Below are 18,119 nucleotides of genomic sequence, written 5' to 3' on the forward strand. Positions count from 1 at the left end.
AAGAGAACGTCACCCACGGAAGCAGGTCAGGCCATGAAGGCAGTGCGTTTCCCCCGGTTCGGCGGTCCCGAGGTCCTGCACCTGGAGGACGTCGAGCAGCCCGTCCCCGGTCCCGGCGAGGTCCGGGTCCGCGTCGCGGCCACCTCGTTCAACGGCGTCGACGCCACCATCCGCGCCGGGTCGATGCAGGGCCCGATCCCGGTGCAGCTCCCCCACACCCCCGGTCTCGACGTCGCCGGGACCGTCGACGCCCTCGGCGACGGTGTGGAGGAGTTCGCCGTCGGTGACCGGGTCGTCGGCCTGCTGCCCATGACGGCGCCCGGCGCGTCCGCCGAGTTCGTCCTCGCCCCCGCCGAAGCCCTGACGGGCGTACCGGCGAACGTCCCGCTCGCCGACGCGGCGTCGCTGCCCCTGGTGGGGCTGACGGCCTGGCAGGCTCTGTTCGACCACGGCAACCTCGTTGCGGGGCAACGGGTCCTCGTCAACGGCGCGGGCGGTGCCGTCGGCGGGTTCGCCGTGCAGCTCGCCGTGGAGGCCGGGGCCCACGTCATCGCCACCGCGAGCGCCCGCAGCGCCGTGCGGGTCAAGGCCGCCGGGGCCCACGAGATCCTCGACCACACCCTCGTCGACGTGGTCGCGGCGATCACCGAACCCGTCGACCTCGTCGTGAACCTCGCCCCCGTCGGGCCCGAGGACCTCACCGCGTTCCTCGCTCTCGTCCGCGACGGCGGCCGGCTCGTCAGCACCACCGTGTGGGTGCCCGCCCCCTCCGACGAGGCGCGCGGGGTGCGCGGGATCGACCTGTTCGTGCGCAGCGACTCCGACCAGCTCGCCGACCTCGTCGCCCGCGTCGGCACCGGTGAGCTCCACCTCGACGTCGCCGAGCGCGTGGCGCTCGCCGACCTGCCCGCCCTGCACGCCCGCGCCGGGGACCTGCCCGGCAAGGCCGTCGTCGTCATCCCCGAAACCACCGGAACCACCCTTGAGAGGGGCACCACCATGAAGGCCTTCCGCTTCCACACCGTCGGCGGACCCGAGGTCCTGCAGTCCGAGGAGATCCCCACCCCCGCGCCCGGAGCCGGGCAGGTGCGCGTGCGGGTGGCGGCCTCGGCGTACAACGCCGCGGACAACGGCATGCGCGGCGGTTTCCTCCCGATCCCCGTCGAACTGCCGCACGTCCCCGGCTACGACGTGTCCGGCACGGTCGACGCGCTCGGTGAGGGGGTCGAGGGCCTGAGCGTCGGCCAGCCCGTCGTCGGGTTCCTGCCGATGGAACGCGACGGCGGCGCTGCGGAGTTCGTCGTCGCCCCGGCCGAGGCGCTGGTCGCCGCCCCCACGACGATCCCGCTGGCCGACGCCGCGGCCCTGCCGTCGGTGGCGTTGACGGCGTGGCAGGCGGTGTTCGACGAGGGCGGGTTGCAGGCCGGTCAGCGGCTGCTGGTCGTCGGGGCCGGCGGCGTCGTCGGCAAGTACGCCGTCGCCCTGGCGAAACGGGCCGGGGTGCACATCGTCGCGACGGCGACCCCCCGCAGCCTCGACGCGGTCCGCGCGGCCGGGGCCGACGAGGTCGTCGACCGGACCCGCGACGACCTCCTGCACGCGGTCGAGGCGCAGGTCGACGTCATGCTGAACCTCGCCCCGCTGGACCCCGAGGACTTCGCGGCGCTGGTCGCCCTCGTCCGCGACGGCGGGAAGGTCGTCAGCACGACCGCGTTCCTCACCACCCCCGGCGACGAGGCGCGCGGGGTCACGCCCCTGACCGTCTTCGTCCGGCCGAACCGCGAGCGCCTCGCGGAGCTGGTGTCCCTGGTGGACGAGGGGGCCCTGCGGGTCGAGGTGACGCGTCGGATCCCGCTCGACGACCTGCCCGCGCTGCACGCCGAGGGGGCCGCGGGACGGATCGCGGGCAAGGTCGTCGTGCAGGTCGCTTGACCGGACCGGGGCTCACGACGTGGTCGTGAGCCCCCCGCCCTCACGGCGCCGGGACCGCAGGGCCTTGACCCGGTACATGTCCCCGTCGGCGGCGTGCAGCACCTGCTCCAGGCTCACGTCCTCACGGCCGTCCGCGCAGTCGTCGCGGTGGGCGACGCCGATGCTGGCCGAGATCCGCACCACCGCACACCCCAGGTCGAAGGGTTCCTCCAGGGCGGCGGCGGCCCGCCGGGCGAGCGCGGCCACGACGGGACGGTCGGCCCCGGCGACGAGGACCGCGAACTCGTCGCCGCCCAGGCGCGCCACGCGGTCCCCGGGCCTGAGGTGGGCGGTCAGCCGCTGGGTGGCCAGGCGCAGCAGGCGGTCGCCGGCGGCGTGACCGTGCTCGTCGTTGACGGCCTTGAACCGGTCCAGGTCGACGTACAGCACCGCCAGCTCCTGCTCCCCGGTCATCTCGTCGTAGGCCTGCTGGAACCCGGTGCGGTTCAGCTGCCCGGTCAGCGCGTCGTGGGTGGCGGCGTGCAGCAGTTCGGCGTGGTGGGCGCGGCGTTCCCTCTCCAGGGCGGCGGCACCGGCCTCCCGCTCGCGGGCCAGCAGGGCGATGTTCACCGCGACGGCCACGGACGCCACCACGGCGGTGCCCATGACCATCACTCCCGCCGTCCCGGGCAGCAGGGTGGGCAGCAGACCCCGGACGACCAGCAGCTGCAGCAGCGCGCTGAGCAGCACGGTCACCGTGACGCTGGCCCGCCACGCGCCCGGTCCGGTCCACTGCAGGTGGACGCTGGCGACCAGGACGGCGTACAGCGGGAAGAGGAACCCCATGCCGGTCGGGGCGAGCACCAGCGCGAACAGGGTCCCGCCGAGCGCGACCCGCAGCCAGACCCGGTTGTCCAGACGTCCCCCGCCGAGGGCGCGCTGGACGAGGTCGGAGCGGACCAGCAGGATCGCGGGCCAGCCCAGGACCTGGGTCCACCACGGCGCCAGCACCGCCTCGGCGGGCAGCAGCCACCAGACGACGGCGACCACGACGGCGACCCCCAGCGCGACGGCCACCAGCACCGGCAGCCTCTGGGTGCTCTGCCCGGCCACCGGGGCCGGCGGTTCGTCACCGCCCCCCGGGAGGTGTCCGCGGGATCGGTTCACCACCGGTCGGCCCTCTTCTCGGGCTGTCGTCCAGTCATCGCTCGCTCATCGGTCGGGTCGGTCGGGTCAGCTGGGGTGGGACGGGTCAGATCACAGGCACACGTAGACGATGACCCCGATGCAGAGTCCCGGCGAGGTCGGACTCGCGGTGCTGGTCGGAGCGGTCGTCGGCGAACGCGTGGGGGTCGTCGTCGGGGAGGGCGCGCCGGACGTGGGCCGGCTGCCGGTGGGGCTGGACGTGGGGGTGCTCGTGGGTTCGTGCCCCGTCGGGGTGCCGGTGGGGGTGCCCGTCACCGGCGAGCCCGTCGTGGTGGACGGCCCCGGGACGGTCGTGGGCAGGCCGGTGGGTGCCGGGGACGGAGCACCGCTCGGCGTGACCGGGGAGCTCGTGGGCGGTGCGGCGCTCGGTGTCCCGGTGCTGGTGGGGGTCGAGGTCGCCACCGGGGGGCTCGGCACGGGCGACGGGCTCGTGGTGCGGCTGGGCGAGGGTCGATCCACCGGGGTCCCGGTCGCCAGCGGACGGGGTGGCGGGGCCGTCGCGCGTCGCGGCGTCGCAGACGGTGCGGGGGCGGTCGTGGTGCTCGCGCTCGGCGGGAGGAGGAGCGTTCCCCCGACCGGGACGTCGGTGGGGGAAGGCTCCACGGGGACGGGCGTCCCGGAGGCCGAGGTGATGGGCGACGACGCGCCGTCCCCGGTGACCCGGCCCGTCCCGTCGGACGGGGACGCGGGCGCGGTGGTCACGGGACGCAGCGGGTCCGCGAGGGCCGCCGGAGCCAGGGCCTGCGTCGCGCCCACGCCGGCTCCCACCCCCACCCCGGCCGCGAGCACCGCCGCCAGGACCTGTCCCCCGGCGGTCTGGGCGACCGCCGAGACCGACGACAGCGCCTGCGCGGGCAGCGACCCGACGCCCGGCAGGGCGGCCAGCAGGGTCGCCGGTCCCGCGACCAGCCGCAGCCGCCCGATGCCCACCGACAGGAAGGCCCGCACGACGTCGGGGTCGAACTGGGTCCCGGCACAGCGGGTGATCTCGGCGCGGGCCTGCTCGGCGGGCATCGGCTTCTTGTAGGCGCGCGCCGACGTGATGACGTCGTAGGTGTCGGCCACGGCGATGATGCGCGCGGCCAGCGACAGCTCGGAGCCGCTGAGGCCGCGCGGGTAGCCGGCGCCGTCGAAGCGTTCGTGGTGCTGCTCGACCCCGTCGAGCCAGGGGCCCAGCCAGGAGCGCAGGGGCTGGACGAGGTGAGCGCCGTCGCAGGGGTGCTGCTGCAGCTGGGCCCACTCGGCCTCGGTGGGGCGCCCGTTCTTGTTGATGACGTCGACGGGGACGTGCAGCTTGCCCACGTCGTGCAGCAGCGCGGCCCAGCTGAGCCGTTCCACGTCGGCCTCGGGCAGTCCCAGCTCGCGGCCGATGAGGGCGGCGTAGGCCTGGACCCGTTCACCGTGCGCGCGGGTGCGGGCGTCGTGCGCCGCGAGGTTGCCGACCAGGGCCAGCAGCCACTGCGCCGACGCCGCGCCGCCGGTGGGTCCTCCACCCTCGGTCCCGGCGTCCTCGGACCGTTGCAGCACCTGCGGGGACCAGGTGCGACGGGCGACCGCGAACCGGTTGGGCACCCGGTCGGGCAGGACCAGGCTCAGGCGCAGCAGCGCCGACAGGGGCACCAGCCGGCGCAGCCAGCGCGAGCACGCGAACAGGACCGCGCTGGAGGTCGCGACCACGAGCAGCAACCACACCGCGGCGGGCAGTCCCAGGCGCGCGGCCGGGGCCCATCGGGCGGCCGCGGCCCCGACACCGAGGGCGAGCACCACGGGCGCAGCGCCGGTCGTGGCCCGCACCACCGCGGCCAGGACCGGTCGCGGTCGCCACGTGGTGGAGCCGGCCTGGTCGTAGTTCTGCGTCGGTCCCGTGCCCACCTGGACGCGGTCGGCGGTCGCGGCCGAGATGTTGAGGGGTCAACCGTGCCGTTCATCCGGTTGGCCCGCGGGAACCACCCGCTCGCCCGCGACGGGCCGGTCCCTCACAGGTGCGTCGCGGCCACCTCGTCGGCCCGGTCGCTGGGCGCGGCCCGGAACCGGGCGGCGTCCAGCCTGCGCACCAGCGGGGTCGCGCTCACCCCGTGGAGCAGGACGGACAGGGCGACCGCGAACCCCACCACCGCCCACAGCTCCTCGGCGGGGAACTCGGCGTGCCCCAGCGCCCACGCCAGGTAGAACAGCGACCCGATGCCCCGGACCCCGAAGATGCCGATGACCAGCCGTTCCCGGTTCCCCCCGGGGGTCCGCAGCAGGCTCACCCACCCCGCCAGCGGCCGGATCACCACGATCAGCAGCACCGCCACCAGCGCCGCCTGCCACGTCAGCGCCGCGAGCAGCCCGTCGGCCAGGGCCGCTCCGAGCAGCAGCAGGACCCACGACGTGAGCATCCGCTCGATCTGCTCGACGAAGCTGTGCGCGACCCGGTGCGCGCCGTGGGCCCGCTCCGCCGAGCGGATCGCGCACGCGGCGACGAACACCGCCACGAACCCGTAGCCGTGGACCAGTTCCGTCAGCCCGTAGGCCAGGAACGTCACGGCCAGCGCCGTGAACCCCTCGGCCTCCTCCGCCAGCCGCAGCGACGGCAGCGGGGAGCGGAAGAACGCCGCACCCAGCAGGCGCCCGATGACCAGACCCCCCACGACCCCGACCACCCCGCGCAGCAGGACGTCCTCCAGGGCCCAGTGGCCGACGTCGGACCACGCCAGCGCCGGGCCCGCTACCGCCAGCACCACCGCCAGGTGGACGACGGGGAAGGCGGCCCCGTCGTTGAGCCCGGCCTCGCTGGTCAGGGCGAAGCGGACCTCGTCCTCCGTCCCCTCGGCGTCGGACGGCTCACCGACCTGCACGTCCGTCGCCAGGACCGGGTCGGTCGGGGCCAGCACGGCCCCCAGCAGCAGCGCCGCGGCCAGCGGCAACCCCGCCAGCAGGTGCGCGCCCAGGGCGACGAGGACGATCGTCAACGGCATCGCGACCGCGATCAGCCGCCACGTCGAGGCCCAGGCGCGCCAGCCCACGGGACGGTCGAGCGCCAGACCCGCCCCCATCAGCGAGATGATCACGACGATCTCGGTGACGTGCTGGGTGGCCGTCGCGTGCTCGACCGGGTCGACGGTCGGCAGGCCCGGGATGAACCCCAGCGCCAGACCGCCGGCCAGGAAGGCCATGGGCAGGCTGACGGGCAGCGAGTGGACGACCCGCGGCAGCAGCGCGGCGACCAGCGCGCTGAGACCGGCGAGCGCGAACAGCACGGGAGTGAGCACAGGTTCCCCTCGGAGTGGTCCTGCCGAACGGCAGGTTCCGAGCGTCTCCCGGGCGACGGCCGGGCGCGCGGTCAACGACGAAGGGCGGACGACGGCCGCTCGCGTCGTCCGCGAAGGTCGAACGGTGATCACCGACGAGGACCAGCCGACCCGCGACCGCCGCTGGGCAGGACCCCTGATCGCGCTGGGGCTCGTCCTGCTCACCGCCGGCGTCGCCTTCCACGGCGTCGCCGCCGCCCACCGGCCCTCCGGCCCCGGCGGGTCCGACACGTGGACCGTCGTCCTGAACCACACCGCCCTGCGGTGGGGCGCCTACGGGGCCGTCGTCGCGGGCGTCGCCCTCGTCGTGCGGGGCTGGAACCTGCGGCGCCGGTGAGCCGCCGCCTCGTCGTGGCCGTGGCGGCGCTCGCGGTCCTCGCCGGGTGCGGGTCGCCGCAGGACGTGGCCGAGCGCGAGGCGCGCCGCGACGCCGACGCGAAGGCCGCCGACCTCGAGCACGCCGTCGACCTGGCCTCCCGCGACGACCGGTTCGCCGCCGAGGTCGCCGCCCTCACCGTCCCCGGCCGCGACGGTGTCGAGCTGCTGCGGACCCACGGGGAGGGCGACGGGCCCACGTGGATCGACGTGCGCGTCACCGGGCACGCGGACGCGCACTCCTCGAACGGCATCGGGGACGAGTCGTACCCCGAGGCGACCGTGCCGTTCTGCTACCGCTTCACGCTGCGGCCCGACGGGGCCTCCTCCGACGGCGGCTCGGCGTGCGACGGGGACGACGCCACCGCTGCGGCCGTGACGCCCGGACCCGTCGTGCGGCTCGGGGAGGACGACCTCGACACCCTCCGGGCCGCTCTGGCCGCCGGCACCACCGACCTCGCGGCGACGTTCCCGGCGGGCACGATCGTCGACGTGGCCGAGGTCGACGGCTGGACGGGGGTCGGGGTGGTCGGGCCGCCGCCGTTGCGGGACTGCCTGCTGGGGCGGCGCTCGGCGGGCGGGGACGTCGAGGTGTGGTTCCCGCCGGCGATCACCGTCGCGCCCGGGGAGGCGAGTTGCGACGGGACGACGGCGGCGACGGGTGGGGCGCGGACGGACCCGCACTGACCGGCGGGCGGTGGGGCCCGCCGGTCAGGGCGCTCCGCTCAGGCCTCCTGCAGCCCGGGCCGGCCCGCGTCGACGACGAAGCTGGCGCGGGTGCTGACGGGCGAGCCGGGCTGGGACACCTGGTCCAGCACCTGGAAGTCGGCGCGCAGCTCGCGCCGGTCCAGGCGGGCCACGACGTACCCGCGCTGGTTGTTGGCGAGCTTCAGGTCCGGGTTGTCGGCGAGTTCGCTGTCGCGGGTGGCGTAGGTGTCGCCGCCGTCCCCGCCGGAGGTGATGGACGTGCAGACCAGTTCGACGCCCACCGGGACGGAGTTCTGGTCGTCGGCGAACCGGGCCAGGTCCGCGGCGTAGTGCTTGTGGACGTCCCCGGACAGGACGACGGGATTGTCGACCCCGCGGTCGACGAAACCGTCCAGCAGACGCTGCCGGTTGGCGGTGTACCCGTCCCAGGAGTCGGGGTTGTAGCCGCGGTCGAGACCGGGCACGTAGTCGTGCTCGTGGAACATGACCTGCTGGGCGATGACGTTCCACGTCGCGCCCGAGGACTGCACCCCGTCGAGCAGCCACTTCTCTTGGTCGGCGCCCATGATGGACCGCTGCGGTTCGTCGCGTTCGGGGCCGTTGGTGCCGAACGTGTCCCCGTCGGCCTGGTCGTCGCGGTACTGGCGGGTGTCGAGCACGTGGAAGCTGGCCAGCGCGCCCCACTGCAGTCGGCGGTACAACTGCATGTCCGCCCCACGGGGCCGGGCCGCGGCGCGCAGCGGCATGTTCTCGTAGTACGCCTGGTAGGCCGCGGCCCGCCGGGCGGTGAACTCCTCCACCGTGGGGTACGGCTCCTGCTCCTCGGCGACGAGCCCGGCGTAGTTGTTCTCGACCTCGTGGTCGTCCCACGTCACGATCCAGGGCGCCACCGCGTGCGCGGCCTGCAGGTCGGGGTCGGCCTTGTACTGGGCGTGGCGCAGCCGGTAGTCGCCCAGGGTCTTCGTCTCCGGGCCCATGTGGTCGCGGACGTTGTTGCCCGACGGGGAGACGTAGTCGTTGGCGGTGTACTCGTAGATGTAGTCGCCCAGGAAGAGGACCACGTCCGGTTCCTCCTCGGCCAGGCGCCGGTAGGCGGTGAACCAGCCGTGCTCGTACTGCGCGCAGGACGCGAACGCCATGGTCAGCGCCCGACTGGAGGAGGTCGCGGCCGGGGCGGTGCGGGTCAGACCCACCGGCGAGATCGTCCCGCCCTGGCCGGCCAGCCGGAACCGGTAGAAGAACTCCCGCCCCGCGGGCAGCCCCGTCAGCTCCACGTGCACGCTGTGACCCAGCGCCGAGATCGCGCGGGTGCGGCCGCTGCGCACGACGCGCCGGAAGTCCTCGTCGTCGGCCAGTTCCCACTCCACGGGGACGTCGCGGTCGGGCATGCCCCCGCGCCCGTCGGCGGCGTAGGGGTACGGCGCCAGGCGCGTCCACAGCACGAACCCGTCGGCGGTGGGTTCACCGGAAGCGACACCCAGGGTGAAGGGGTCGCCCAGGCGGCCGATGCTCGACGCGAGGGTCCGGGGGCGAGGCGTCGGGGATTCCTGGGCCGCGAAGGCCGGCCAGGCGGTGGCGGTGACCAGGCCGGCGCCGGCGGCGCCGGTCAGGACGGCGCGGCGGCGGGGCGACGAGGACGTGGAAGGGGTGGGGGTGGGCTCAGTCACGAGGGCTCCTCGGAAGCGGTGGGGCGGCGGCGCTGCACGCGGACGGGCAGGACGCTGCTCCGGGAAACCGACGGGGATGACGATGCTGTGTGGAAGCGAGGTGAACGCTAGGTGCACGCCGTGAGTGGGGCGTCGAGTACCTGCTGCTTCGTTCGGGACGAAGAGGCCGCAGGTTCAAATCCTGTCACCCCGACCCGTGAAAGTGCAGGTCAGAGGCCCGGAACCGTGAGAGCGGGGCCGGGCCTTCGTCGTGCTGCGTGACTGACTGCGTGACTGAGCCCCCGGCAGGTTCTCCCCGTCACCCAGACGGCGCCCGCCCCGTTCCCGATGTCTCATGTCCCCATGAGCCAGACACCGCACGTGCGCCTGGCCGGTGGCCGTCAGGACGGCCGACTGATCGCCCTCGACCCTCGGGCCGACGAGCGAACCCATCGGGATGATCTCGATCCCCGACCGGCCCGCACTGGCTCGGTCACCGATCAGACCCCCCGGCCCACCTCGTGAGCTCCGACGTCGTCCTCACCGTGGCTCGTGTGGTCCGAGACCGGTCCTGGAGCAGGCAGGAACCATCGATCGCCGCCGAGCTGGCGGCTGAGCTGCACCGACAGGCCACAGCTCGGGGGTTGAACGTGACAACGCTGGCAGACTTGGACGTCGTCGTCGGGCAAGGCGGCACGTGGGCCAGGTTCACCCTGCAAGCCAACGCATCCTGACGCCGCCGGCTAGGCCAAGCGATCAGGCCGACCGGTTGGGGCCTGCCTCGGCGGGACGAGGACGGTCTTGACGGTGAGCTCGCACGGCGAGCATCGCGCAGTCGTCGTCGGGTGAGTCGCCCACGAGCTCGTCAACGACGCGATCGAGCAACTCCTCCAGGGGCAGGTCCTTCGCACCGGTCAAGACCTGTCGCAGATCGTCCACGCCGTCGGTGATGCTGCGGCCACGGTGCTCCACGAGCCCGTCGGTGTAGAGCAGCAGCGTGGACCCGGGAGGCAGTGCCTCACTGTGGTTGGAGCGCGGTGAGTCAGGAGCCAGCCCGATCAGCATCTCCGGCTCGGTGTCCAGCACCCGCGTCGTGCCGTCCGCCAGCAGCAGGACCGGAGGAAGGTGACCCGCGTTGGTCCACCGCAGGCGACGCAGGCCGGCCTGCGCGTCGTCCTCGGTCTGCTCGATGCGCGCGAGGACCAGAGTCGCCAGACCGTCGATGTGCAGACCCAGCAGGGCGCGGTCGAGGCGGTTGACGATGTCGGCAGGTGGTTCTTCCCGGTCGAAGGCGAAGGCGCGCAGCAGACCGCGCAGCTGGCCCATGTGCGCGGCAGCGGTCATGTCGTGACCGGTGACGTCACCGATGACGAGGGTGGTCGCTCCGTCGGGGAGGGTGATCGCGTCGTACCAGTCTCCGCCCACGTGCTCCTCGGTGGCGGCGGGGACGTACCGGGCCCGCAGTTCGAGGTGGTCAGGTTCGGGAAGCCTGGTCAGCAGGGAGTTCTGCAGCGTCTCAGCTGCGGTTCGACGCTCGGCGATCAACGTGGCCCGCTGGACGGCCTGCGCCGTGTAGCGCGCAGCGGCTTGCAACGCGGCCCGTTGCGCCGTGGGCAGGACGTGCGGTTCGTTCCAGAACAGGAAGATCACGCCCACCACGTCGCGGCCCAGCAGCAGCGGCACGTTGGCGGTGGCGCCCATCGCGGGGACGTCGGCGTGTTCGGTGATCGAGGGGTGGGCCTTCGCCAGCGCGTGGTGGTCTCGGTAGAAGACGCCTTGACGACTGCGGGCGGCCAGTGAGATCGGTGCGTCCTCGTTCCACGTCAGCCTCGACCAGGCGGCGTCGGTGTCCTGAGGCATGGCGTCCATCGACACGAAGTCGAGGTGAGTCTGGGTGGCGTCGGCCAACAGCAAGCCCCCACCTGCGGCCCCCAGTTCGCGGGCCACGACGTCGCTGACGGTGGCGGCCACGTCCTCCACGGTCACGGTCGCGGTCAAGGACTCGCTCAGCACCAACAGCAGCCGTCCGAAGCGGCCCACCTCCTCCGCGGCGGCCTGCGCCTTTCGAGCGCGGTCAGCCTCGGCGTGGGCCTCTTCCAGCTCGCGGGCGGCGAGGACCTGGCCGGTGACGTCGGTCAGGACTCCCACCCGGTGCGTCAGCCGCCCCTCGGCGTCGAAGACGGGGGAGATGACGACGTGGTTGTAGAAAGCCGACCCGTCCTGGCGGTAGTTCAGGATGGTCTTGCTGACTGTCTGCTCCTGGGCGATGCCGTCCCGCAGATGAGCAACGTCGGCAGGGAGCGTGTCGTCACCTTGCAGCAACCGGCAGTTGCGGCCCACCACCTCCTCGCGGGTGTAGCCGGTGAGTTCCTCGAAGCTGCGGCTGACCCAGATGAGTGGGTCGTCCTCGGCCGTCGGGTCGCTGATGGCCAGGGCCAGGCCACTGGCCAGCACCGAACGGTGGGCGCGTCCCACGACCGCGGCGTCGGTGACGTCGGCGACGGCTGTGGGGAAGCGCACGGGCATGAGGATCAACAGCGAGCGTGCCCGCAGCGGCGGTGGGGCGTCGAGCAGGGGCATGCCGATCGCCCACAGGGCCTCACGCGCCTCGGTGGCCTGCGACCGCAGCGCAGCGCTGATCTGACGTCCACGTTCGGGATCGCCCTGGGCGACCTGGGTCAGCGGCGTGGCGCTGTCGACGAGCTCACCGCCGGCGGCGACCTGCAAGCCCGCTGCCCGGGACCAGTCCTCGACGTCGATCGGCAGCGTCACGTCGGGGGCCAACTGCCGGGCCAGGTCGTTGACGTAGACGATCTGATTGGACGCGGTGTCCACCAGCATCACCGCGGCGGGGTAGTCGTGAACCACGTGCGGCAGCGCGGCGTCTAGAGCTGGCTGGTCGCCCAGAGGCGCCGCGGCGTCCCGCGCATGGCTGTCGAACAGATCACTCACCTGGGCAGAATAGGAGACGTCAGCAACGGATGATCGGCAGTCCGTGATGAACCAGGACGCTCCGCAGCGCCCGACCTGCCGTTCAGAACAGCCGGTCCATGACCACGGCGCCGGTCTGAACGACGGGACGGATCTGCTTCCGGTAGACCAGCTCGGTCACCGCCGTGCTGCTGTGCCCGACGAGTCGGGAGATCTCCTCCAACGGCACCCCCGAGTCCGACAACAGCGACACGAAGCTGTGCCGCAGCTCGCGCGGCGTCCACTGAGCCGGGTCGACGTCCTCAGCCGTCGAGATGGCCAGGCGGAAGTCCCGGCGTACGTGCGCCGGGTCCAACGGGGTGCCCACCTTGGACGTGAAGACCAGACCGTTCTCGACCCACCGGGCCCCGGCTGCAGCCCGGTCGCGTTCCTGCTGCGTTCGTTGAGCGAGCAGTGCCTCCACGCACCGCCGCGGCAGGGCCAGCGTGCGCCGCGACTTGCGGGTCTTCGTGTCTCCGCCGACGCGCACCGACCTCCACACCGCCACGTGGGCCGGGACCGGCGGCACCACGTCCGGACGGCCCACGAGGTCGACGTGGTCCCACCGCAACGCCCGCAGCTCCTCCGTGCGGGCTCCGGTCAGCATCGACAGCACGACGTAACCGCGCAGCCGGGTCGACTCCACCGCCCGCAGCACGGCGTCGGCCTGAGCCATGGTGAGAGCCTTCGACGGTCGGCCGGGCTTGCCCTGCGGCACGCTGCACAGGCCGACGACGTTCCGCTTCACCTTGTCCCGGGACATTGCCCGCCGCACCGCCCGGTTCAAGACCGAGTGGATGCCCTGCAGCGTCCGGGTGCTGTGCGTCTGTGCCTTCCGAGCCAACCACCGGTCGACGTCCTCAGCGCTGAGGTCACGGAGCCTGCGAGCACCCATGTCCGGGATGACGTGGGTGCGGGCGAGGATGCGGTTCGTCGTGACGGTGGTCTCCGACCGCCCGTGCAAGCCGTAGGTGAGCCAGTCCTCGACGGCCTGGGCCACGGTGTAGTCGTTCGGGGCGATGGCCAGACCGTCGTCCTGGTCGCGCAGCACCTCCTTCAACTTCGACCGGGCCTCGGTCTTCGTCTTACCGCTGCCGCGCTTGACGATGCGCTTCCCGGCGGGGGTGAAGCCGAGGCTGACGCTGGCGATCCACCGCTGGCGCTGCTCGTCCCAGTGGAGACCGCCCTCACCCCGGCCACGACGGGCAGGCATCAGGCGGCGTCCTCGAGGGAGGCGATGTACTCCACCAGCGCCTCGTACGGGATGAGCCGGGTACGGCCCTCGTGCACCGAGCGCAGACGGCCCGAGCGCAGTAGTTCGAAGATGACGCTGCGGCTCAGGCTCAGCGCCTCGGCGGCGTCCTGCACGCGGTAGAGGAGACGGGCGGGAGCGGTGCGCTGCTCGTGGTTCATGGACGGTCCTTCGCGGAAGTCGTGGTGGAAAAGTCAGAGCTGGGTCGCGCGTCGGGCGCGGGCACGGTCGTCGGACCACTCGCGGGCTTGTGCGGCGGCGGTAGCGGCGAGGGCGGCATCTCCCGCGTTCAGCCAGCCGATGCCGTCCAGCGACCAGGAGCTGACGACGAGCGTCGTCTCCTCGGCGTCCCGCGCATCGACATCAGCCATCGAGTTCGTGCGCCCCGTCAGACGGTCGCGCAACTGCTGGACCGACCACCGTTTCCGCGCCGAGCGCAACCGGCCGAGGGTGGTGGAGTAGCGGCGGGACTTCGTCGAGAAGTGCCCTCGGAAACCCAACATTGCGCCCCACTTCGCCAGCGGCAGGTACTTCGGCCCGCCGCTTTGAGCCAGATACTGCACCTCAGCGAGCAGACGACAGACGTGCTCGACGATGCCCATCCGCCGCGCCGCCTCGGCATTACGCAGACCCGGCGGGAGGCCGAAGTCGTCGCACGCCTTCGTGGCGTACTTCGCGATGTACGCCGCGACCGTCTCCGGGTGCAGGCCGTCGTCGGGGTGGTCGGCACGGCCGACCTCGCGAGTCGCGGCGGTGGTGACGGCGCGGGCATCGACCTGCGTCCCGAAGCGCAACCGGCGCAGCTCCCCACGGGCTTCAGTCGCGGGGGCGTCGAACCAGACCCGGGCGGCGGCGACGTGGACGAGCTTGCACAACTGCTGTGCGCTCACCCCTGCCAGCGGTGCGGGGAACTCCGCGGTGTCGGTGGGTGGGCCGTCGAGTCGGATGAGGGCGTGGAAGTGGACCACCCCGCGGCGTTGGAACTCCGCGACCTTCGCGAACGACACCCGCACCAGCGCGTGGGTGTCCTTCTGCGTCAACCCCAAGTGCGCGGCGAGGGTCCGGCACAGGGCGATGGTGAACCGTCGCCACAGTTCCGGAGACCACCACTGCCACACCACGTGCCTGGTGTAGTCGTAGCACTGCGCGCACAACGGCTGCCCGAGGCGACGGTCGCCCTCAGCGTGCTTGGTGCGGCAGCCAATCGGGTTTCCGTGCTCACAGACCGCGGACGTCGACCGGGGGCGGCACATGCTCGGACGACCACCGTTGCGGCGCAGCCCGTGCACGGCACCGAAGGACGGGGCGGTGAGGGTAGCGAACACCAGCGGGTGTGTGGCCACCGACTCCGGAACCCCCTTCATCCCGCCCGCGGCTCCTGCGGCAAGCAGGTGCCACATGTCGCCCTTGTACTCGTGGGAACACGACGGGCAGACGCTGGCGCGGCGGTTGCCGCAGCGGGTGTAGAGCACTCCGTCCGGTTCGTTCGCGGAGTCGTAGGTCGAGAGCACCTCGCCGGTGACGCGATCCACGGTGGTGGCCTGCCCGCGCAGGCGGACGGGGCGGGCGCAGTGCCCGCAGTTCGCGGCCTGCTCGGCCCACCGGTCGAAGGTGGGCGACAGCAACCGACGACCGACCTCAGCCTCTGCGGCGGGGGACAGGGCGTTCACGCCGCACCCTCCTGACGTAGGTCATCGCCCGTCTCAGGGTGGGAGTCGTCGACGACGGAGAACACCGGCCGGGACTCCGGTGCCTTGCTCGGTGCGTGGGTGCGGGCGAGGTCTTCGATGGCCTGGTCGTCGTAGTAGGCGGCGCGGACCCGGACGGGCTCACGGACGCCGTCGACCTTGACGTAGGCGACACCGGGGGAAGTGTCGGGGATCTGGTGGCACACCGCCCCTGACTCCCGCGCCCCCTCACCGAGGACCATGTCGACCTGAGCCTTCTCGTCCAGCCGCATCGCAATCTTGGTCGGGAAGAGATTGCGCAGGCCGAGGACCTCTTTGCGGGGGTCCTGCAACGCCGCGACCAGGACGACACCCGGTGCGCGCCCCTGGGTGGCGATCGCGGCCAGCGCCTTCTCTGCCCGGTCGCGGAGTTTGCGGTCCGGGGTGTAGGCGGTGAGCAACGCCACCTCATCGACCAGGACCACCAGCAGCGGTTCCCGGGTGCTGGGTTCGTGGCGGCGGGAGGTCCCAGCCATCCGGGCCGCCCGCTCCGTCATGAGCACCACGGCGTCTTCGAGCAGCTGCACGCCGTCCTCGACGGTGGTCTCGAACCGGGTGAACAGGTCCCGGCCCGGCTGCAGCTCCATCCCCGCCTTGCCGTCCACGGCCCACACCTGCACCAGTCCGTCGCGGATGCCCCCGGCGATGCCACCGAGCAGGGACCACACCACCGAGCCCTTCCCGGCGCCGGTGACCCCGACGATGAGGACGTGGGTGGCGGCCAGGCGCAGCAGCCACGGCTGCCCGTCCTCTCGAAGCCCAATCGGGACCGCGGCTGCATCCAAGACCTGCGGAACGGGCAGCCGGGTGACGACCTGGGCGAGGGGGTCGCCGTAGAGCCAGGTGACGACCGCGGTGCGAGGGCCGGTCTTGCGGACCCGACACGACCAGGCCCCGCACGCCGCACCCAGCGTTTCTGCCGCCGAGGCAAGGTCGTCGACGGTCTGCCCGGCAACGACCTGCACCCGCCCGGTCAGCACGAGGTGCTCCCAAGAGGCCCACCGCAGCCGGGACAGACCCGGCGTCCAGGACTCGCGCTGACCAGAGCGGCGGTCGGTGACGGCCAGCGCCAGGCCGACCCGTTCACACAGCCCCGGCCAGTTGCGCCGGATCGCCCGCCGCTTGCGCCGCCGCCACGCGGGCTGGGCGATGAGGTGGGAGAACGACCCCGGCCACACCAGGCGCCACACCACCAGTGCCATCACGAGGACCGCGGCGACGATGCCGACCAGGAAGAGGTGATCGCTCGTGTACGCCCACCACCCCGTGAGGAGACCGGCCACGACGAGCGGGAAGCGCCACGCCAGCAGCACGGCCGTCTTGACCATCCACCAGACCAGGGACAGCAACGAGACGATGAGGTCCGCGATCCAGTCGTCAGAGGTCGCGGTGTTCTGCTGCGCTGGCTGGTGAGTCACGATCCCCTGCGGACGGCCACTCATCACGCCACCTCTGCCGCGCGGAGGCGGGTGCGGCCCGCGGGGTGACGTGACACCGACCGCAGCCGGGCACCTTCCTCAGCGGCGATGGTGGACAGGTAGCGGCACTCTGCTGCTTCCTGCGGGTCGATCGGCCCGTAGTGCTCGGCGAGCTGCCCGAACAGCTCTGCCTTGCGCTCGAACCACGCCGCCCGCTCCCGCAGCGAGATCTGTGAGCCGGGACGGGAGCGCAGCAACGCACCGATCTGCGCGGCGATGCTGTTCCGCTCGTTCCGTTCCTCCTGGAGCTTCTGCGCCCGCATCAGGCGGCCCGCCCAGCGTCAGTCTTCGCCGCGGTCTTGCCAGGAGCCGACATACCTGTCGCCTTCAGCGACCACGCCAGACGAGGGCGGGCGCGGTTGGTGTCCACGTACGGGGTGGCGGTGAGCCCGTCGAAGACGACGGGTCGGAAGGGCAGGCCCGGCAGCGGGGCCGGCGGGACGGGCTGGTGCTCGGCCATGACCTTGACGACGACCTCGGCCTGTCCGCGGCGGGCTTCGGGGTCGGCGTCGACGACGCGCACCGCCCACAGCCGTTCGCCGGTGTTCTTGTCGCGGGACTGGAAGTCGACCTCGCCGGCCTGGCGGCGGTCGAAGTCCTGGACCTGCTCGACCTCCCCCACGACGTACGCGCCGTGCGGGAACACCAGGTCCTGCCCCAATGGAATCGCGCCCTGAATCGCCATGTCGTCCTCCTCGTTTCATCCAGCGCGGTTGCGCCGATGTGACGAGCGAAGCGGAGGCGTTCGTGGCGTAGAAGATGACGACCGTTGACAGGGGTTGAGTCAACCCCTGTCCTCGTGTCGGTGGCTTCGGGCACTCTGTCCGCCAGTACCTTGGCGAGGCCGCAGAGATCCACGGGAGTGAGCATTGACACGCATTCAGGACGTGCGCTTGGCGCGAGGGTGGTCGCAGACCGCCCTGGCGATGAAGCTGCGACAGCGCGGACAGCAGCTCGGTACGCCCGTGGGCAGCGTTGAGAGCCTCAAGACGCAGATTTCCCGCTGGGAGAACGGCAAGGTGGCCCCGGGTGACTTCCATCGTCAGCTGCTGCGGGAGGTGCTCAACGTTTCCGATGAAGGCCTTGGCTTTGCACCAGCAGGCGTGTCCACGGCTCTGACCAGTCCGCTTAGTCTCACGCAGGCGTTGGGCCGGGCTGCACTCTTCGAGGCGGGGAGCACAGCTCACCTGCACCACCAGGTCGAGGCCATCCGGAAGGCCGACGGCCAGTTCGGGGCGGCCGACGTGCTGGAGTACGCCCGCAACCTCCTGGACGAAACCACGCAGCAGCGGCGCTACCTGGTCCAGACAGGGGCCCGACGAGAGCTTGCGGCCGTCACTGCGGACCTCGCATCGTTGGTGGGGTGGCAGTCCTTGGACGTTGGAGACCTTGACCGAGCGTGGACTGCCTTCGAGGAGGCCAAGTCCGCCGCCCGTGAGGCTGAGGACAACGCGCTGCGGTCAAGTCCACTGAGGTGGTGTACGACGTTCGCTGCGTGATGCTCCGTGTGGTCAGGCCGTCAAGGCCTGCATCGTGATGTCGGAGTTCACCTC

General features: G+C 72.6%; 15 protein-coding genes, 1 tRNA gene and 1 pseudogene. 6 read left to right on the forward strand and 11 right to left on the reverse strand.

The genetic code is table 11. The features are described from left to right. Positions 1-33: 33 nt before the first annotated feature. Positions 34-963, forward strand: a pseudogene (locus CLV37_RS29070) (NADP-dependent oxidoreductase); the annotation flags it as partial. A 36-nt stretch (positions 964-999) separates the two neighbouring features. Then, a complete protein-coding gene (locus tag CLV37_RS29075; protein ID WP_106213934.1) occupies positions 1,000-1,932 on the forward strand; it encodes a zinc-binding dehydrogenase in 933 nt (310 codons plus the stop codon). A 12-nt stretch (positions 1,933-1,944) separates the two neighbouring features. Here CLV37_RS29075 and CLV37_RS20390 read toward each other — a convergent pair whose 3' ends face one another. The 3 genes from CLV37_RS20390 to CLV37_RS20400 form a co-directional block, all read right to left on the reverse strand. Next, on the reverse strand, positions 1,945-3,024 hold the full coding sequence (locus CLV37_RS20390; protein ID WP_106213852.1) for a GGDEF domain-containing protein: 1,080 nt from the start codon (positions 3,022-3,024) through the stop codon (positions 1,945-1,947). Between the two features lie 144 nt (positions 3,025-3,168). Further along, positions 3,169-4,989, reverse strand: coding sequence for an HD-GYP domain-containing protein (locus tag CLV37_RS20395; protein WP_106213854.1), 1,821 nt, complete (start codon positions 4,987-4,989; stop codon positions 3,169-3,171). 104 nt (positions 4,990-5,093) lie between these two features. Further along, entirely contained in the window at positions 5,094-6,371 is a 1,278-nt protein-coding gene (locus tag CLV37_RS20400) for a cation:proton antiporter (RefSeq protein ID WP_106213856.1), read from the reverse strand. Positions 6,372-6,495: 124 nt separating this feature from the next. Here CLV37_RS20400 and CLV37_RS20405 point away from each other — a divergent pair, with 124 nt between their 5' ends. Together CLV37_RS20405 and CLV37_RS20410 are read left to right on the forward strand one after the other, a co-directional pair. Further along, positions 6,496-6,747, forward strand: a complete 252-nt coding sequence (locus tag CLV37_RS20405) for a hypothetical protein (protein ID WP_106213858.1) — start codon at positions 6,496-6,498, stop codon at positions 6,745-6,747. Next, positions 6,744-7,472, forward strand: a complete 729-nt coding sequence (locus CLV37_RS20410; protein ID WP_106213860.1) for a hypothetical protein — start codon at positions 6,744-6,746, stop codon at positions 7,470-7,472. Before CLV37_RS20405 ends, CLV37_RS20410 begins: the two co-directional genes overlap by 4 nt. A 38-nt stretch (positions 7,473-7,510) precedes the next feature. Here the strand turns inward: CLV37_RS20410 and CLV37_RS20415 are convergent, their stop codons facing one another. Then, positions 7,511-9,160, reverse strand: a complete 1,650-nt coding sequence (locus tag CLV37_RS20415) for an alkaline phosphatase D family protein (protein WP_211298815.1) — start codon at positions 9,158-9,160, stop codon at positions 7,511-7,513. Positions 9,161-9,285: 125 nt separating this feature from the next. Between CLV37_RS20415 and CLV37_RS27770 the strand changes: the two genes are divergently transcribed. After that, positions 9,286-9,353 (forward strand) — tRNA-Leu (locus CLV37_RS27770). 542 nt (positions 9,354-9,895) lie between these two features. Here the strand turns inward: CLV37_RS27770 and CLV37_RS20420 are convergent. The 7 genes from CLV37_RS20420 to CLV37_RS20450 form a co-directional block, all read right to left on the reverse strand. Further along, positions 9,896-12,091: a PP2C family protein-serine/threonine phosphatase gene (locus CLV37_RS20420; protein WP_146149514.1), complete on the reverse strand. Its 2,196-nt coding sequence runs from the start codon at positions 12,089-12,091 to the stop codon at positions 9,896-9,898. A gap of 82 nt (positions 12,092-12,173) precedes the next feature. Further along, entirely contained in the window at positions 12,174-13,322 is a 1,149-nt protein-coding gene (locus tag CLV37_RS20425) for a site-specific integrase (protein WP_106213864.1), read from the reverse strand. Continuing rightward, positions 13,322-13,522: an excisionase family DNA-binding protein gene (locus CLV37_RS20430; protein WP_106213866.1), complete on the reverse strand. Its 201-nt coding sequence runs from the start codon at positions 13,520-13,522 to the stop codon at positions 13,322-13,324. The genes CLV37_RS20425 and CLV37_RS20430 overlap by 1 nt, the downstream gene beginning before the upstream one ends. A gap of 33 nt (positions 13,523-13,555) precedes the next feature. After that, complete coding sequence (locus tag CLV37_RS20435; protein ID WP_106213868.1) at positions 13,556-15,031, reverse strand: replication initiator; 1,476 nt, start codon at positions 15,029-15,031, stop codon at positions 13,556-13,558. Beyond that, a complete protein-coding gene (locus CLV37_RS20440; RefSeq protein ID WP_170127395.1) occupies positions 15,028-16,530 on the reverse strand; it encodes an FtsK/SpoIIIE domain-containing protein in 1,503 nt (500 codons plus the stop codon). The genes CLV37_RS20435 and CLV37_RS20440 overlap by 4 nt, the downstream gene beginning before the upstream one ends. Next, complete coding sequence (locus tag CLV37_RS20445; protein WP_106213872.1) at positions 16,530-16,829, reverse strand: hypothetical protein; 300 nt, start codon at positions 16,827-16,829, stop codon at positions 16,530-16,532. The genes CLV37_RS20440 and CLV37_RS20445 overlap by 1 nt, the downstream gene beginning before the upstream one ends. Further along, positions 16,829-17,251 (reverse strand): plasmid replication, integration and excision activator, encoded by a 423-nt coding sequence (locus CLV37_RS20450; RefSeq protein WP_106213874.1) that lies wholly within the window; start codon positions 17,249-17,251, stop codon positions 16,829-16,831. The genes CLV37_RS20445 and CLV37_RS20450 overlap by 1 nt, the downstream gene beginning before the upstream one ends. A 241-nt stretch (positions 17,252-17,492) precedes the next feature. Here CLV37_RS20450 and CLV37_RS20455 point away from each other — a divergent pair, with 241 nt between their 5' ends. Further along, complete coding sequence (locus tag CLV37_RS20455; RefSeq protein WP_146149517.1) at positions 17,493-18,065, forward strand: hypothetical protein; 573 nt, start codon at positions 17,493-17,495, stop codon at positions 18,063-18,065. Positions 18,066-18,119 lie beyond the last annotated feature (54 nt).

This window comes from Kineococcus rhizosphaerae, assembly GCF_003002055.1.
Lineage (GTDB): Bacteria > Actinomycetota > Actinomycetes > Actinomycetales > Kineococcaceae > Kineococcus > Kineococcus rhizosphaerae.